Origin of the sequence: Paenibacillus sp. GYB004, from assembly GCF_036577605.1 — a bacterium.
In the GTDB taxonomy this organism is placed as follows: domain Bacteria; phylum Bacillota; class Bacilli; order Paenibacillales; family NBRC-103111; genus Paenibacillus_AB; species Paenibacillus_AB oceani.
The window spans coordinates 148,372-163,135 of the sequence record NZ_JARBDB010000063.1 but is presented as its reverse complement, the minus strand read 5'-3'; the positions used below and the strand labels follow the sequence as shown (position 1 = coordinate 163,135).

Here is a 14,764-nt window from a genome sequence, read left to right as displayed (position 1 = left end):
TATTGATATATAACAACAATGTGAAAGAAGAGGCGAGCCCTCTTCTTTTTGTTCGTACAAGGAAAGGAATCACAGAACATGATTCAAGAAATTATCGTGGTCGAAGGACGGGACGATACAGTCGCCATCAAGAGAGCGGTGGATGCGGAGACGATCGAGACCGGCGGTTCGGCGATCGGCGACGAAGTGCTGAGGCGAATTGCGCTCGCCAAGGAGCGCCGCGGCGTTATTATATTCACAGATCCGGATCATGCGGGCGAACGCATCCGCAAAATCGTCTCGGCCAAAGTCCCGGGCTGCAAGCACGCCTTTCTCACCCAGGAGGAAGCGACCCGCAAATCGGACATCGGGGTGGAGAACGCCTCCCGAGAATCGATTATCCGGGCACTTGAGAATGTCCGCACCGATGCGGCACCCGGCCAGGATGAGGAATCGGATATTACGATGGACGATCTGATGGCCGCCGGCCTTCTCGTGCATCCGCAGGCGGCAGCCCGGAGGCTGGAGATGGGCAAACTGCTCGGAATCGGTTATTGCAACGGCAAACAGTTCTACAAGCGCTGCCGGATGTTTCGGATCGGTCGTGAAGAATTCGCTCTGGCTTACGAGCGGATGAGCGTTTCGGAAAAAGGGGATGACAACGGATGAACAACCATCGCGCCGCAGATGTATCGAGTCCGAACCGGACAAAGGAAATCATCCGCAAGCACGGTTTAACTTTGAAGAAAAGCCTCGGTCAAAACTTCTTGACGGATGCCAACATTCTCCGCAACATCGCGGGGGCCGCCGAGCTGGACGCCTCCAAGGGGGCGCTGGAGATCGGACCGGGAATAGGAGCGCTGACGCAGCAGTTGGCCAAGGAAGCGGGCGTGGTGGTCGCGATCGAGATCGACCAGCGGCTGCTGCCGATTCTGGAAGAGACGTTGGAGCCTTATCCGCATGCCTCCGTCGTGCACGGCGACGTGCTCAAGCTGGATCTGCACGCGTTGTGGCAGGAACGCTTCTCCGGCTGCTCGAAGGTCAGTGTGGTGGCTAACCTGCCGTATTACGTGACGACGCCGATTATCATGAAGCTGCTTGAAGAGAAGCTGCCGCTTGAGTATATCGTCGTCATGATTCAGCGGGAAGTAGCCGAACGGATGGCCGCGAAGCCGGGGGGCAAAGAGTACGGCAGCCTCAGCATCGCCGTGCAGTATTACTGCGAGCCCGAGATGGTGGCGATCGTCCCGCCGACCGTATTCATCCCGCAGCCCAACGTGGACTCCGCCGTCATCCGCTTGAAGCGCAGGGAAGAGCCTCCGGCGCACGTCGAGGATGAAACGTTATTTTTCGAGATCGTGCACGCCTGCTTTGCACAGCGTCGCAAGACATTATCCAATAATCTGCTCGCCGGCATTTTCGCCAAAGCCGAGAAGCCGGCGATGGAGACGATACTCGCGGAATGCGGGATCGATCCGACGCGGCGCGGCGAGACGCTCAGCATAGCGGAATATGCGCGGCTGGCGAACGCGGTGCTGTCGTATCGTAGGCAGCTCGAACAGCAGTCCGGCGATTGAAAGATTATCCCAGGCACCAAACGCCCATATCGCCCATAGGATAGACGAGGAGGCGATTGTGGTATGAAGCAAGGAGAACTGGTTGTCCGGAAATCCTATGGCGGCGACGTCATTTTCAAGATCGACGCGATCGAAACGAAGCGCGCGGTGTTGAAAGGCGTCGACTTCCGGCTGCTGGCCGATTCGCCAGTAACGGATTTGTTGCCGGTTCGGGACGCGCGGCCGCTGCAGCAGCAGTACTCGCAGATGAAAGTGAGCGAATCGCTTCGCGAGCTGGCCCGTTACCGGATCTGGCAGCGCGAGAAACAGCAAAACGAGCTTGGCGGCGCCAAACAGAACGCTGCGCAAGCTTCTTATTTCGAAATGCCCGGCAAAGTGCTCCATTTGGACGGGGACCCTACTTATTTGCGCAAAAGCATGGCTCTATACGGCGAATTCCGTGTGCCGGCGGAAGGATTCTACGTCACCGAGCCGAATATGTCGCAGGCGCTGTACCGTCTGCTTCCTCAGACGAAGCCGGATATTGTCGTGATCACCGGTCATGACGGTATTCTGAAAAACGTGAAGGAACGCGATACGGCGAGCCTAAACGGCTACAAAAATTCGCACAACTTCGTGATCGGCATCCGGACGGCGCGGGAATATGAGCGCAATCTGGACGGTCTCACCGTGATCGCGGGGGCCTGCCAGTCGCATTTTGAGGCGCTGCTGCAAGCGGGAGCGAACTTCGCCAGCTCTCCGGCCCGCGTGCTGATTCATGCGTTGGACCCGGCCTGCATCGCCGTGAAGTCGGCATACACATCGGTTCGGGAGACGATCAACGTTGCAGATGTGATTCAAAGCACGATCAGCGGCTTTGACGGTCTTGGCGGAGTGGAGACGCGTGGCAGCTACCGGCTCGGCTTACCGAAGCTGAAAGCTCAGCCGGCCCCCTGAACGCGCCCCGACTATGCAAATCATTCCTGAAAAAGCACCGGTTGCTGGTGCTTTTTTCTTTTTGTGGCCGAAAAGGAGTAGAATATGAACATTTTGTGAATATTAATATTGATTTTGGGCGAAAAATCGCAAAAAACCTGTTAGAAAAGGCGTTGACAACAACTTTGTTTGACTGCTATAATATTTAGATTAATTTGACATACTACCTCTGGATGAGTTATAATAGTTAAGGAAAGAGGTGGTAGTTGACAATGGCAAAAAATGCGCTATTGGAAATCAAACGCAGTTTGGAAGCCCATGTCGGGCAGAAGATCATGTTGCGGGCAAACGGAGGCCGTCGGAAGACGATTGAGCGCTCCGGAGTGTTGGAAGAAACCTACCCTTCTGTCTTTATCGTCAAGCTGGACCAAGACCAGCACGCGTTTAAGCGGGTGTCTTACAGCTATGCGGACATTTTGACCGAATCCGTTGAAGTGACCGTATGCCAGGACGAAGGACAAGTCCGGATCACCTATATCCATAATTGAAAGACGTAACCCGGCGGCGAAACGAATCGTTTCGCCGCTTTTTTCACATAATAGGCCTATCCGCAGTTAGAAGGAGGCCGATAAGAATGAGTCGACGCAGACGCGGTATCATGTCCGAGCAGTTCAAGGACGAGCTCGCCAAAGATTTGGGGTTTTATAACACGGTTCAACAGGAAGGGTGGGGCGGCATCCGCGCCAAAGATGCCGGCAACATGGTGAAGCGCGCGATCCAGCTCGCCGAACAGCAGCTTGCGAATCAGGCTCCCAAACGCTGACTTCCGGCGTGAAGCGGACATATGGATCTGGATGAGGGCTAAAGCAGCGGAACTGCTTTAGCTTTTCTTTTTGGGGTCTGATATAATATGGAAAGTTATCGCTTCGGTAAAGAAGGTGGGTTATGAAAGTTTACGAAAAGGCGCCGGCGAAAATTAATTTGCTGCTGGATGTGCTCCATAAGCGCAGCGACGGCTACCATGAAGTTGAAATGGTCATGACCATGGTTGACCTGGCCGACCGTCTGGAGATGCAGGAGCTTCCTCGGGATACGATCATCATCTCTAGCCAGGCGGGATATATACCGCTGGACGAGAAAAACTTGGCCTTTCAGGCCGCGAAGCTGATTAAGGAACGGTATGACGTCCGGAGCGGCGTCTATATTCATTTGGACAAGCGCATCCCGGTAGCGGCAGGGCTTGCTGGAGGCAGCAGCGACGCTGCGGCAGCGCTGCGCGGTCTGAATCGGCTGTGGAAGCTGAACATTCCGGCCGAGGAGCTACAGGAGCTTGGGGCGGAGCTGGGCTCCGACGTGCCGTTTTGCGTCACGGGCGGAACGGCTCTCGCGAGAGGGCGCGGCGAGAAGCTGGAGCCGATTGACGGTCCGCCGCAATGCTGGGTGATTTTGGCCAAGCCGCCGATTCATGTCTCCACGCAAGAAATATACGGACGGTTGAATGCCTCCGCGATCCAGCGTCATCCGTCCACCGCCGATATGCTGCGGGCGATCCGGGAGAAGCGCTTTGCGGAGATGTGCGCCTCGATGGGCAATGTGCTCGAGGATATTACGATCCGTCATTATCCCGAGGTCAGGCAGATCAAGGAATGTATGCTGCGGCTTGGAGCCGACGGGGCGATGATGTCAGGAAGCGGGCCTACCGTATTCGGACTTGTGCAGAAGGAGTCGAAGGTGGCGCGTATCTACAACGGTCTGCGGGGATTTTGTAAAGACGTGTACGCCGTCAGGCTGCTTCCGTAATCAGTTGCGAAATCACGTATGAAAATGATATATTCTGTGTATAATATTCGGAATTTTGCGGATGTGGGGGGAGAGGCGCGTGAAGAAATTAAAACGAAGTGCCAGGCTGGTGGAAATGACGCAGTATTTGTTGTTTCGCCCCCACTCGCTCATACCGCTGACTGTATTTGCGGAAAGATACGCATCGGCCAAGTCGTCGATCAGTGAAGATTTGGCTATTATCAAAGAAGTATTCGAGGACGAGGGACTTGGGGAGCTGCATACGCTTGCGGGTGCGGCGGGAGGCGTCAAGTTTACGCCGAGAATATCCAAGGAGGCGTCGCTCGATATATTGAGCGATATACGCCGGCAGCTGGAACAACCCGACCGGGTACTGCCCGGCGGTTATTTGTATATGAGCGATATGCTGGGCCAGCCGGGTCTCGTTAACGATATCGGCAAAATGTTCGCGTCCGCCTTTGCAGACAAGCAGCTTGACGTCGTTATGACCGTAGAGACAAAAGGGATTCCGCTAGCTTACGCTACGGCGTCCTTTCTGAATCTGCCTGTCGTCATCGTACGGCGCGACAATCGCGTTACCGAAGGTTCGGCGGTCAGCATTAACTACGTATCGGGGTCAACCAAGCGCATCCAGACGATGTCGCTCGGCCGGAGGTCGCTTAAGGAGCAGTCGAACGTACTTATTATCGACGACTTCATGCGCGCCGGGGGGACGATTCAAGGGATGGTCGACCTGCTTAAAGAATTCCATGCCACCGTGCAGGGAGTGGGCGTGTTCGTAGAGTCCACCGAAGTGGACGAGCATCTGATCGAGGACTATATCTCGATTGCGAAGCTGACCGGAGTCGATCCGAAAACAAAGCAAATATCGGTCGTACCGGGCAACTACTTCGCATAAATTCGTGCGGGGCCCGGCTGCGCCGGAAGAAGAAATTGCCTTTGATCATCGAGGTGATTTTTTTCGGTTATACAGGGGAACAGCTAGTCCAACAACCAAACTTAAAGAAGATAAGGGGATAACCAAATATGAACTTGAACATTGTATCCACAACGAAAGCTCCCGCTGCCATTGGCCCTTACTCGCAAGCCGTAACGTTCGGCGATCTGATCTTCACTTCCGGACAAATTCCGCTCGACAGCGAAGGAAAACTGGTGGAAGGCGGAATCGAGGAGCAGACGCATCAAGTATTCCGCAACCTGACCGCCGTATTGGAAGCGGCCGGCGCCTCATTATCCCATACGATCAAAGCTACGGTGTTTATAAAAGACATGAATCAGTTCGCAACCGTTAATGAAATCTATGCTTCTTATTTCGGCGAGCATAAGCCGGCACGCTCCACTGTCGAAGTGGCAAGGCTGCCGAAGGATGTTCTTGTCGAAATTGAACTGATTGCCGCGAAAGTTGTCGAAAAAGTTTAAATAGCAAATAAATTTAAAAAAAATAACAAATAATCGGCAAAATCTAGGAGGATTTAGATTATAAATGTGGAAGTATAAACCAAGTCTCCCTAAGTAAAAAGGTGGTGAACACAAGTGCAGATTACTGATGTGCGTCTTCGCCGGGTAAACTCCGAGGGACGAATGAAAGCGATTGCTTCCATTACGATTGACAACGAATTTGTCGTTCACGACATTCGCGTTATCGACGGAAACAATGGCATGTTCGTGGCGATGCCGAGCAAGCGGACTCCCGATGGAGAGTTCCGCGACATTGCCCATCCGATCTCTTCGACTACTCGCGAGAAAATCCAGGCCGCCGTATTGGCCGAGTACGACCGGGTCTCGAGCGAGGAGGAAGTAATCGAAGAAGGAGCATGAGTGAAATAATGACGTGGAGGAGAGCCATACTTAAGCGGCTCTCTTTTCTTTTTGAGCAAATTGAGATATATTCGATTAGGGCATCGGGCCCCGCAGCCCTTGTCCTGATGACGTTTATAACTTCATGAGACGAACTTGCCGAGAAAACTTCCGGTCGCGGCGGTCGCTTCTTCCGGAAGGATGACGAATATATATAGGGTTGTTGTTTACTATTAATCTGACAAGCTAACTTACTAGTTTTCTGGAGGGAGAAACGAACATGCGGATACTGGGGATCGTACTGGCAGCGGGTCAAGGCAAACGAATGAAATCAAAGCTGTACAAGGTGCTTCATCCGGTATGCGGCAAGCCGATGGTCGGACATGTGCTGGATGTGCTGGAGTCGGTACAGGCCGACCGGAAAGTCGTAGTCGTCGGTCACGGAGCGGAAGCGGTCAAAGCGTACGTGGGGAACCGTGCGGAATTTGCCCTGCAGGCGGAGCAGCTCGGAACGGGGCATGCCGTCATGATGGCAAGTCCGATGCTGAAGGACGAGGAAGGCACGGCCGTTATTTTGTACGGAGATACCCCTCTGATTCAAGCGGCGACCTTGCAGGCGATGATTCGCCTTCATCAGGAGCAGGGGGCGTCGGCCACACTGCTGAGCGCAGTTATGGAGAAGCCGCAAGGATACGGGCGCATCATCCGCGACGAGCAAGGACACGTAGCTGCCATCGTAGAACAAAAAGACTGTACGCCCGAGCAGGATGCCGTAAAGGAAATCAATGCGGGCATGTACATTTTCGATAATCGTAAATTGTTCGAGGCTCTGGCGGATGTGAAAAACGACAATGCTCAGAAGGAATATTATTTTACCGACGTCATCGATATATTGCGCGCCAAAGGCGAGAAGATTCTCGGTTATTGCACGGAGGACGTTGCGGAAAGTATGGGCGTGAACGATAAAGTAGCTCTGTCCGAAGCCGAGTCCTGCATGCGCGACCGAATCAATCGCAGCCATATGGCCGGCGGCGTAACCTTGATCAATCCGTCGCATACGTACATCGAGAAAGACGTCGTCATCGGGGCGGATACGGTCATCTATCCCGGCACTTCGCTGAAAGGCAAAACCGTCATCGGCACCGAATGCGAGATTGGCCCGAACTGCGAGCTGACCGATACGATAGTGGGCGACGGGGTTCATATCAAGCAGTCCGTGCTGCTGGAGGCGTCCGTAGGCGACGGGTCTACCGTGGGGCCGTTCGCTTACCTGCGTCCGGGAGCCAAGCTGTCCAAACATGTGAAAATCGGCGATTTCGTGGAAATTAAAAATGCCGTTCTCGAAGAGGGCGTTAAAGTGTCGCATTTGAGTTACATTGGCGACGCCGAGGTAGGCAAAAACGTCAATTTCGGCTGTGGTTCGATTACCGTCAACTACGACGGGTTCAACAAGCATAAGACGATTATTGGGGACGACGCCTTTATCGGGAGCAACGTGAACCTGATCGCGCCGGTTACGATCGGCAAAGGAGCCTTCCTCGTCGCCGGCTCGACGATTACGAAAAACGTAGCCGATAACGAGATGGCCATCGCGCGGGAGCATCAGACGAACAAGCCGGAATACGCGGAGAAACTTCGCAGCCGGTTCAAAGCGGCCAAAGAAAACAAGTCGTCCACGTGACGTTTCGAACCTCCGCAAGATGGGTAAATTAAGTAGGACCAGCCATCAACAGGAGGGATTTCGAAATGGAAGCGACGCTAAGAGCGGAAACGCGCAACGATAATGCAACAAAATCCGAATTAAAGCAGATGAGAGAGCGGGGGAAAGTACCTGCCGTCGTATACGGCAAAAAAGTGCCGAGCATGCCGATTACGGTAGACGAGAAAGAACTGGGCGCTTTGCTGAGGAGCAACCCCCACTCGATCATTGAACTCGATATTCCAGGTCAAGGCAAACATCCGGTCATGATTAACGGCATGCACCGCGACAGCCTGCAGCGTACGCTGCTGCACATCGATTTTCACCAAATCAATATGAACGAACCGGTCCGTGCTACGGTCGGTCTGGAGTTTGTCGGGGAGTCGCCCGCCCAGCGTGAAGGAGGCGTGCTGACAGCCGTGCTCCATGAGGTCGAGGTTCGCTGCCTGCCTAACGAGCTGCCGGGTTCTATCGAAGTCGACGTCAGCAGTCTGCAGCTCGGCGACAGCTTCCTGGCGAAAGATTTGAAGCTTCCGCAGTCGGTTGAGCTGAAGACGGACGATAACGCGGTGCTCTGTACGATTCTTGTGCCGCAAAAAGCGACCGAGGATACCGCGGATGCCGCGGATGCAGCCGCTGAGGCTGAGCCGTCGGAGGAAACAGTTTAGCCGCATCAGCTAACAGGACATATCCTGCCGGCACACATAAATAAGGGTTACGCTCCGATTGGACCGTAACCCTTATTTAGTTGTCCGGGACAACATCAGTCGTAAAACCCGGACGGGCCCCCAGAAGTAATCGGCATGGGGCAGGAGAAGAACGCAGCCGTATGGGGGGCATTCCGGCTGCAGCTTCTCCGCTTCCTAAGCGTGCGGACTCCAATCGCTGCCGGCGAAAGGTGCCGCTCGAATTCACTTCTGGGGGAACATTCTCCGAAACCGATTAATAGCCGGGTCTCGATACGAACGTATACAAACTTCTGTTATAATAAGTGCTGTTAACCTTGATGAACGATGGTGTGAAGCGTTCGACATATCCGATGTCCCGGTGGTTGCGTTCCAAGTAGATTTGTACAGGAACTTCGTGTTCCATGTGATCCTGGAACTGTCCGTCTTCCAAAATATGATCGCCGTTCGAATACATACTCTCACCCTCGCTTATTGTTTTGGAATTTAGTAGCATAGACAATCGACTCATGCATTTCGTTGCATGGGCGGAAAAATTTTTTTTGAAAAGGATTAAGGTGATCGAAAATGAAATGGATCGTCGGCCTCGGCAATCCGGGCCAGGCATACCGAAACAACCGCCACAACGTCGGATTCATGACGGTCGACCGGGCGGCGGAACAATGGGGAATGCCGGTTTTCCAGAACAAATTAAAAGCGCTGGTCAGCGAAGGGCGCGTAAAAGGAGAAAAGGTATACCTCCTGAAGCCGATGACCTATATGAATTTGTCGGGAGAATCGATGCGGGCCTTTATGGATTTCTATAAAGCTTCTCTGGAGGACTGCATTGTCGTTTACGACGACCTGGATACTCCGTTCGGCCAAATCCGGCTTCGCTATCAGGGCAGCTCCGGCGGTCACAACGGGATCAAATCGATTATTCAGCATACCGGTACCCAGACTTTCAACCGGATCCGGATCGGCGTATCGCGTCCTGCCCCGGGATATAACATCGCCGATTACGTGCTTGCGGATTTCACGAAGGAAGAAGCGAAGACGCTTCCGGACGTCGTTCAGACGTCGGTGGATGCGCTCGAGTTTTCACTGGAAAACGAGTTTGACCGAACGATGGCCAAGTTTAATAAATAGAGCATGTCTCAAGCAGCCAGTTCTACGTTCTTTCCTCTCTTTCCCGCTGCCGACGCTTAAGATTGGGTCATTTGGTTCATACTAGTACAACAAAGGGCCAAAAGCCGAAGCGCATACGCGGCACCATGCCCAAATCGTCAGACGGCGCACGGGAGCGGTTCGCTGGTCAGGGCGGACCCGCTTTCCATGACAAGGCGGGCGGTTCTGAACGCGTGCCAGCCGCGTATGATGGCATACGGCCGGCAGGGGAGGCATACGATGACTGTAAAATATGTTTGTAGACATTGCTCGGCGCCGCTGGGTGAAATCGACAATCCGCTGGTGAGCGAATATCAGCTCGGGTTCCATTTCTTGACCCCCGAAGAACGCAGAGATATAATTACGTATAGCCAGAGTGGCGACATTCTCGTAAGGCTGACGTGCGATTATTGCCGGAAAGCGCTTGATGAGCATCCGGAGCTGAATCTGATTACCAGCCCGCTTCAATAAACCGGCCCGTTATGCCGGATATGCGAATACCAATCCAGCTCGAGCGGATGCGAAACAAGGCCTCGGCACCTTCGCCAAGGCTTTCTTTTTGGTTTGTACGTAAAAAGGAGTGTTTACCCTTGCAATCATTGATCCGTGCATTTTCCGAGGATCGCGATTTCCAGACGATCGTCACGGGGATCGAAACCGGCATGAGGGAGCAGCTCGTATCCGGCCTGGCCGGATCGTCGCGGCAGGTGTTTATGGCTGCGCTGCTGGAGAAGCTGGATCGACCCGTCTTTCTTGTGACACATAACATGTTTTCGGCGCAAAAAATAACGGAAGATCTGCTGGAATGTTTGCCGGAAGATCGAGTCATGTTGTATCCGGCTAACGAGCTTATGGTGACGGAGGCGGCAGTCGCCAGCCCCGAGACGCTCGCTCAGCGGATTGATGCGCTGACCCGGCTCGCCGGCGGATTCCGCGGGATCGTCGTGGTGCCGTTTGCCGGCGTCCGCAAGCTGCTGCCGCCGAGCGTTGTATTCCGCGAAGCGCAGTTTACGATTCGGGTAGGCGATACGGTCGAACTGGAATCGCTGCTGCAGCGGATGGTGGAGCTTGGCTACGAGCGGGTGGAGCGCGTAGAATCCAAAGGCGAGATGAGCGTTCGCGGAGGCATCCTGGACTTTTATCCGCTAACGTCGGCGACTCCGTACCGGGTCGAGCTGTTCGACGTCGAAGTCGATTCGATCCGCAGCTTCGATGCGGCCGACCAGCGTTCGATCGAGCAGATGTCCTCGATACTCATAACGCCGTGCAAAGAACTCATCGCGGATGGAAAACGCTTTCAAAACGCAGCTCAGCATGCGTACGACTTGCTGCAGGAGCAGCTGGCCAAGATGACCGACCGGCAGGTGAAGGAACGGCTGAAGGAAGAGATCGGCCACGATATTGAACAGATGCGCGAACACCAGTTTTTCGCGGGTCTCTATAAGTATGCCGGCTTGTTGTATCCGGAGCGTCATACGCTCATGGATTATATTCCGAAAGATACGATTCTCGTCATCGACGAACCGGGCCGTCTCATCGAGACGTCCAGGCAGTTGGAGCGGGACGAAGGCGAATGGATGACCAGCCTGCTGGCGGAAGGCAAGTCGCTTCCGGGCTTCGTATTATCCAAGCCATACGAGTCGATCTTACAACGGACTGCGTTTCCGACGCTGTACGTCTCTTTGTTTTTGCGTCAAGTGCCGCAAACGCAGCCGCAAAATATCGTCAACTTTATGTGCCGGGCGATGCAAAATTTCCACGGGCAGATGAACGTGCTCAAGTCGGAGATGGAGCGCTGGAAAAAGACCGGCGCGCGCGTAATGGTGCTGGCCAACGGCGAGGAGCGCGTAGAGCGGGTCCGCCGCGTGCTTGGCGATTATGAGATCGAGGAGCCGGCGATCCTGAACGGCAATCTTCAGGCCGGCTTCGAGCTGCCGTCGATTCATCTGGTCGTTATTACCGAAGGCGAGATGTTTACGCAGAAAAACCGCAAAGTACGCAAAATCGATAAAAAGATGGACAACGCGGAGCGGATTAAAAGCTACACCGAGCTGAAGGTGGGCGACTATGTCGTTCACGTCAATCACGGGATCGGCAAATATGTCGGAATCGGGACGCTCGAGGTAGGCGGCATTCATAAAGACTACATGCACATCTTGTACGCCGGCGGCGACAAGCTGTCGGTGCCGATCGACCAGATCGACCTGATCCAGAAATATGTCGGCTCCGAGGAGAAGGAGCCCAAAGTCTACAAGCTGGGCGGCGCCGACTGGGCGCGTGTGAAGAGCAAGGTGCGCAGCACCGTGCAGGATATCGCCGACGATCTGATCAAGCTGTATGCGGAGCGCCAGATGACGTCCGGTTATGCGTTCAACAAGGACTCCACCTATCAGCAGGAGTTCGAGGGCATGTTCCCGTACGACGAGACGCCGGACCAGCTTCGGGCGATCGAGGAAATCAAGAAAGACATGGAGAAGGCTCATCCGATGGACCGGCTGCTGTGCGGAGACGTCGGTTACGGCAAAACCGAGGTGGCTGTGCGTGCGGCGTTTAAGGCGGCAATCGACAACAAGCAGGTCGCGGTACTCGTCCCTACGACGATTTTGGCGCAGCAGCATTATGAAACGTTCCGCGAACGGTTCGCCGATTACCCGATCAATATTCGGGTGCTAAGCCGGTTCCGCTCCCAGAAGGAGCAGAAAGAGACGATCAAAAGCGTCAAGCAGGGGACGGTCGACATTGTCATCGGCACGCACCGGCTTCTGTCCTCCGACCTTGTGTTTAAAGATCTGGGACTGCTCATCGTGGACGAGGAGCAGCGTTTCGGCGTAACACATAAGGAGAAGCTGAAGCGGCTGAAGACCAATGTGGACGTACTGACGCTGACCGCAACGCCGATTCCGCGCACCTTGCATATGTCGATGCTGGGCGTACGCGATTTGTCCGTCATCGAGACGCCGCCGGAGAACCGGTTCCCGGTCCAAACGTATGTGGTCGAGCACAGCAACGCGCTTGTCCGGGAAGGGATCGAGCGGGAGCTGGCGCGCAACGGGCAAGTGTATTATTTATACAACCGGGTACAGGGGATTAACCAGATGGCGGAGCAAATCTCGTTTCTGGTGCCTGATGCGAAGGTGGGCGTCGCTCACGGTCAAATGTCCGAGCAGGAGCTGGAGCGGACGATCCTCGACTTCCTGGACGGGGAGTACGACGTACTAGTCAGTACGAGCATTATCGAGACCGGCGTAGACATCCCGAACGTCAATACGCTAATCGTTCACGATGCCGATAAGATGGGCTTGTCCCAGCTGTATCAGCTGCGCGGACGGGTCGGGCGCTCGAACCGGATTGCGTACGCGTATTTCACGTATCAGCGGGATAAAGTGCTGACGGAAGTCGCGGAGAAACGACTGCAGGCGATCAAGGAATTTACCGAGCTCGGTTCCGGCTTCAAAATCGCCATGAGAGACTTGGCGATCCGCGGTGCTGGCAACTTGCTGGGGGCGGAGCAGCACGGGTTTATCGCATCGGTCGGCTTCGATCTCTATTCCCAGATGCTAGGGGAGGAGATAGCCAAGCGCAAGGCCGAACTGCACGGCGAGCAGCCGAAAGAACCGGCGGCGGCTGGCACCCAAATCGATCTGACGCTCGATGCCTATTTACCGTCGGATTATATTTATGATAGTATGCAGAAGATTGAGATTTACAAGAAAGTGGCAAATATTAAGACGCTTGAGGAAGCGAAAGACATGTATGAGGAAATTGAGGACCGTTTCGGTACGTTGCCTCAGGCGGTGCTGAATTTGCTCGCCGTCGCCAGGCTGAAAGTGTACGGAGCCGAATATGCGATCGAATCGATATCGCAAAAAGGAGACGATCTTCAAGTCAAGATTCATACAAGTGAAAACGGCAATTTGGACGGTCAGCGGCTGCATGCCATTTCTTCGCAATTCGAAGGCCGGGTTAAGCTCGTTCCGGGGCCTCAAATCGTCATCCAGATGAAGTGCAAGGGCCTGGAGCCAGAAGCATCCATCGAAATGCTGGAACGTTTTCTGGTACAATACAGGGAGGCTTTAAAATCGAAAGGAGAGTTGCGTCATGTTGCCAATTAACCGCAGCAAGTCTGCGCGCCGGATATCCGTTGCCCTAGCATCGCTTCTCGTAGCGGCTCTGGCTTTGACCGGATGCGGCAAAGATAAAAATTCGGCTGCCGGAGCGAATGCCGGGAGCGCGGAGGTCGTCGCCACATATAAGGACGGCGGAAAAGTCACGCGCGGCGAGTACGATTCCTTCGTCGGCTCGGTCAAGTTTTTTAACCCGATGTATGCTCAATTTGAAACCGATCCGACGTTCCAAGATCATATGATGAAGCAGCTGATCGCCTTCCGGGTGCTCGGCCAGCAAGCGGACGAGCCGTCCAAGAAGGAAGCGGAGACCAAATCGAAAGAGCAGATCGACCAGATCAAATCCTACTTCGAACAGCAGGGCGGGGACAAAAACGCGCTTGACAACCAGTTGAAGGAAGTTAACATTTCACAGGACGATTTGAAAAACTATATCAAGCAAAGCTTGATCGTGCTCGGGGACGCCGAGAAAAAAGTGACCGACGATCAAGTGAAAGCCAAATACGACGAGAACGCCAAAGCGAACGCCTACACGGTAGCTACGGTCAGCCACGTTCTTGTTGCTCTGAAGGATCAGAACCAGGAGAAAGATATCCGTACGAAGGAAGAGGCGCTGCAGCGGGCTCGGGAAGCGAAGCAGAAGCTTGATGCCGGAGCCGACTTCGCCGCGGTTGCCAAGGATTACTCCGATGACGGCAACAAAGATACTGGAGGCAAATACGAGAACGTGGACGTCAATCAATGGGTCGAGAATTTCAGGAAAGCGGCGATTGAGCTGCCGATCGGCAAAATCAGCGATCCGGTCGAGACCGAATACGGCTACCATGTCATGAAGGTGGAAGCGCGTAAAGATAAAACGTTCGACGAAGTGAAGGAGCAGCTCAAGGGCGAGCTGGCCGAAACGCAAGTGATGGACTTTATCGACAAAGACATACCGGGCATTATTGAGAAAGTCGAAACGGACAAGCTGCCGAAAGCCGAACCGGCTCCGGCCGCCGGCGGACAGACAACCAAATAAGGTATTCATGCTTCTCCACAGAA

At 54.2% G+C, this 14,764-nt stretch carries 16 protein-coding genes; 15 read left to right on the top strand and 1 reads right to left on the bottom strand.

The window, feature by feature from the left end; translation table 11 throughout:
- Positions 1-78: 78 nt before the first annotated feature.
- The 11 genes from rnmV to PV433_RS28275 all read left to right on the top strand — a co-directional run bounded on the left by rnmV (position 79) and on the right by PV433_RS28275 (position 8,435).
- The gene (gene rnmV, locus PV433_RS28325) at positions 79-648 is read left to right on the top strand and encodes a ribonuclease M5 (protein ID WP_332075365.1); all 570 of its coding nucleotides are present in this window, start codon (positions 79-81) and stop codon (positions 646-648) included.
- Positions 645-1,556: a 16S rRNA (adenine(1518)-N(6)/adenine(1519)-N(6))-dimethyltransferase RsmA gene (gene rsmA, locus PV433_RS28320; protein WP_332075364.1), complete on the top strand. Its 912-nt coding sequence runs from the start codon at positions 645-647 to the stop codon at positions 1,554-1,556. Before rnmV ends, rsmA begins: the two co-directional genes overlap by 4 nt.
- Positions 1,557-1,619: 63 nt before the next feature.
- Positions 1,620-2,492 (top strand): sporulation peptidase YabG, encoded by an 873-nt coding sequence (yabG, locus tag PV433_RS28315; protein WP_332075363.1) that lies wholly within the window; start codon positions 1,620-1,622, stop codon positions 2,490-2,492.
- A 251-nt stretch (positions 2,493-2,743) separates the two neighbouring features.
- Positions 2,744-3,019 (top strand): biofilm formation stimulator Veg, encoded by a 276-nt coding sequence (gene veg, locus PV433_RS28310; RefSeq protein ID WP_190931647.1) that lies wholly within the window; start codon positions 2,744-2,746, stop codon positions 3,017-3,019.
- A gap of 86 nt (positions 3,020-3,105) precedes the next feature.
- Complete coding sequence (locus PV433_RS28305) at positions 3,106-3,294, top strand: small, acid-soluble spore protein, alpha/beta type (RefSeq protein WP_332075362.1); 189 nt, start codon at positions 3,106-3,108, stop codon at positions 3,292-3,294.
- 122 nt (positions 3,295-3,416) lie between these two features.
- A complete protein-coding gene (gene ispE, locus PV433_RS28300; RefSeq protein ID WP_332075361.1) occupies positions 3,417-4,271 on the top strand; it encodes a 4-(cytidine 5'-diphospho)-2-C-methyl-D-erythritol kinase in 855 nt (284 codons plus the stop codon).
- Positions 4,272-4,350: 79 nt separating this feature from the next.
- A complete protein-coding gene (gene purR, locus PV433_RS28295) occupies positions 4,351-5,169 on the top strand; it encodes a pur operon repressor (protein WP_332075360.1) in 819 nt (272 codons plus the stop codon).
- A gap of 128 nt (positions 5,170-5,297) precedes the next feature.
- Positions 5,298-5,690 (top strand): RidA family protein, encoded by a 393-nt coding sequence (locus PV433_RS28290; protein WP_332075359.1) that lies wholly within the window; start codon positions 5,298-5,300, stop codon positions 5,688-5,690.
- A 114-nt stretch (positions 5,691-5,804) separates the two neighbouring features.
- Positions 5,805-6,089, top strand: a complete 285-nt coding sequence (gene spoVG, locus PV433_RS28285) for a septation regulator SpoVG (protein ID WP_110843786.1) — start codon at positions 5,805-5,807, stop codon at positions 6,087-6,089.
- A 259-nt stretch (positions 6,090-6,348) separates the two neighbouring features.
- Positions 6,349-7,749, top strand: coding sequence for a bifunctional UDP-N-acetylglucosamine diphosphorylase/glucosamine-1-phosphate N-acetyltransferase GlmU (gene glmU, locus PV433_RS28280; protein WP_332075358.1), 1,401 nt, complete (start codon positions 6,349-6,351; stop codon positions 7,747-7,749).
- Positions 7,750-7,814: 65 nt separating this feature from the next.
- Complete coding sequence (locus PV433_RS28275; protein ID WP_332075357.1) at positions 7,815-8,435, top strand: 50S ribosomal protein L25; 621 nt, start codon at positions 7,815-7,817, stop codon at positions 8,433-8,435.
- Between the two features lie 274 nt (positions 8,436-8,709).
- On the opposite strand, the gene PV433_RS28270 is transcribed toward PV433_RS28275, so the two are convergent.
- A complete protein-coding gene (locus PV433_RS28270) occupies positions 8,710-8,910 on the bottom strand; it encodes a hypothetical protein (protein ID WP_332075356.1) in 201 nt (66 codons plus the stop codon).
- Positions 8,911-9,020: 110 nt separating this feature from the next.
- Between PV433_RS28270 and pth the strand changes: the two genes are divergently transcribed.
- The 4 genes from pth (at position 9,021) to PV433_RS28250 (ending at position 14,741) form a co-directional block, all read left to right on the top strand.
- A complete protein-coding gene (gene pth, locus PV433_RS28265) occupies positions 9,021-9,581 on the top strand; it encodes an aminoacyl-tRNA hydrolase (protein WP_332075355.1) in 561 nt (186 codons plus the stop codon).
- A gap of 258 nt (positions 9,582-9,839) precedes the next feature.
- The gene (locus tag PV433_RS28260; protein WP_190931656.1) at positions 9,840-10,070 is read left to right on the top strand and encodes an anti-sigma-F factor Fin family protein; all 231 of its coding nucleotides are present in this window, start codon (positions 9,840-9,842) and stop codon (positions 10,068-10,070) included.
- A gap of 119 nt (positions 10,071-10,189) precedes the next feature.
- Positions 10,190-13,711: a transcription-repair coupling factor gene (mfd, locus tag PV433_RS28255; RefSeq protein WP_332075354.1), complete on the top strand. Its 3,522-nt coding sequence runs from the start codon at positions 10,190-10,192 to the stop codon at positions 13,709-13,711.
- Positions 13,698-14,741, top strand: a complete 1,044-nt coding sequence (locus PV433_RS28250) for a peptidylprolyl isomerase (protein ID WP_332075353.1) — start codon at positions 13,698-13,700, stop codon at positions 14,739-14,741. Before mfd ends, PV433_RS28250 begins: the two co-directional genes overlap by 14 nt.
- The last annotated feature ends 23 nt before the right edge of the window (positions 14,742-14,764 follow it).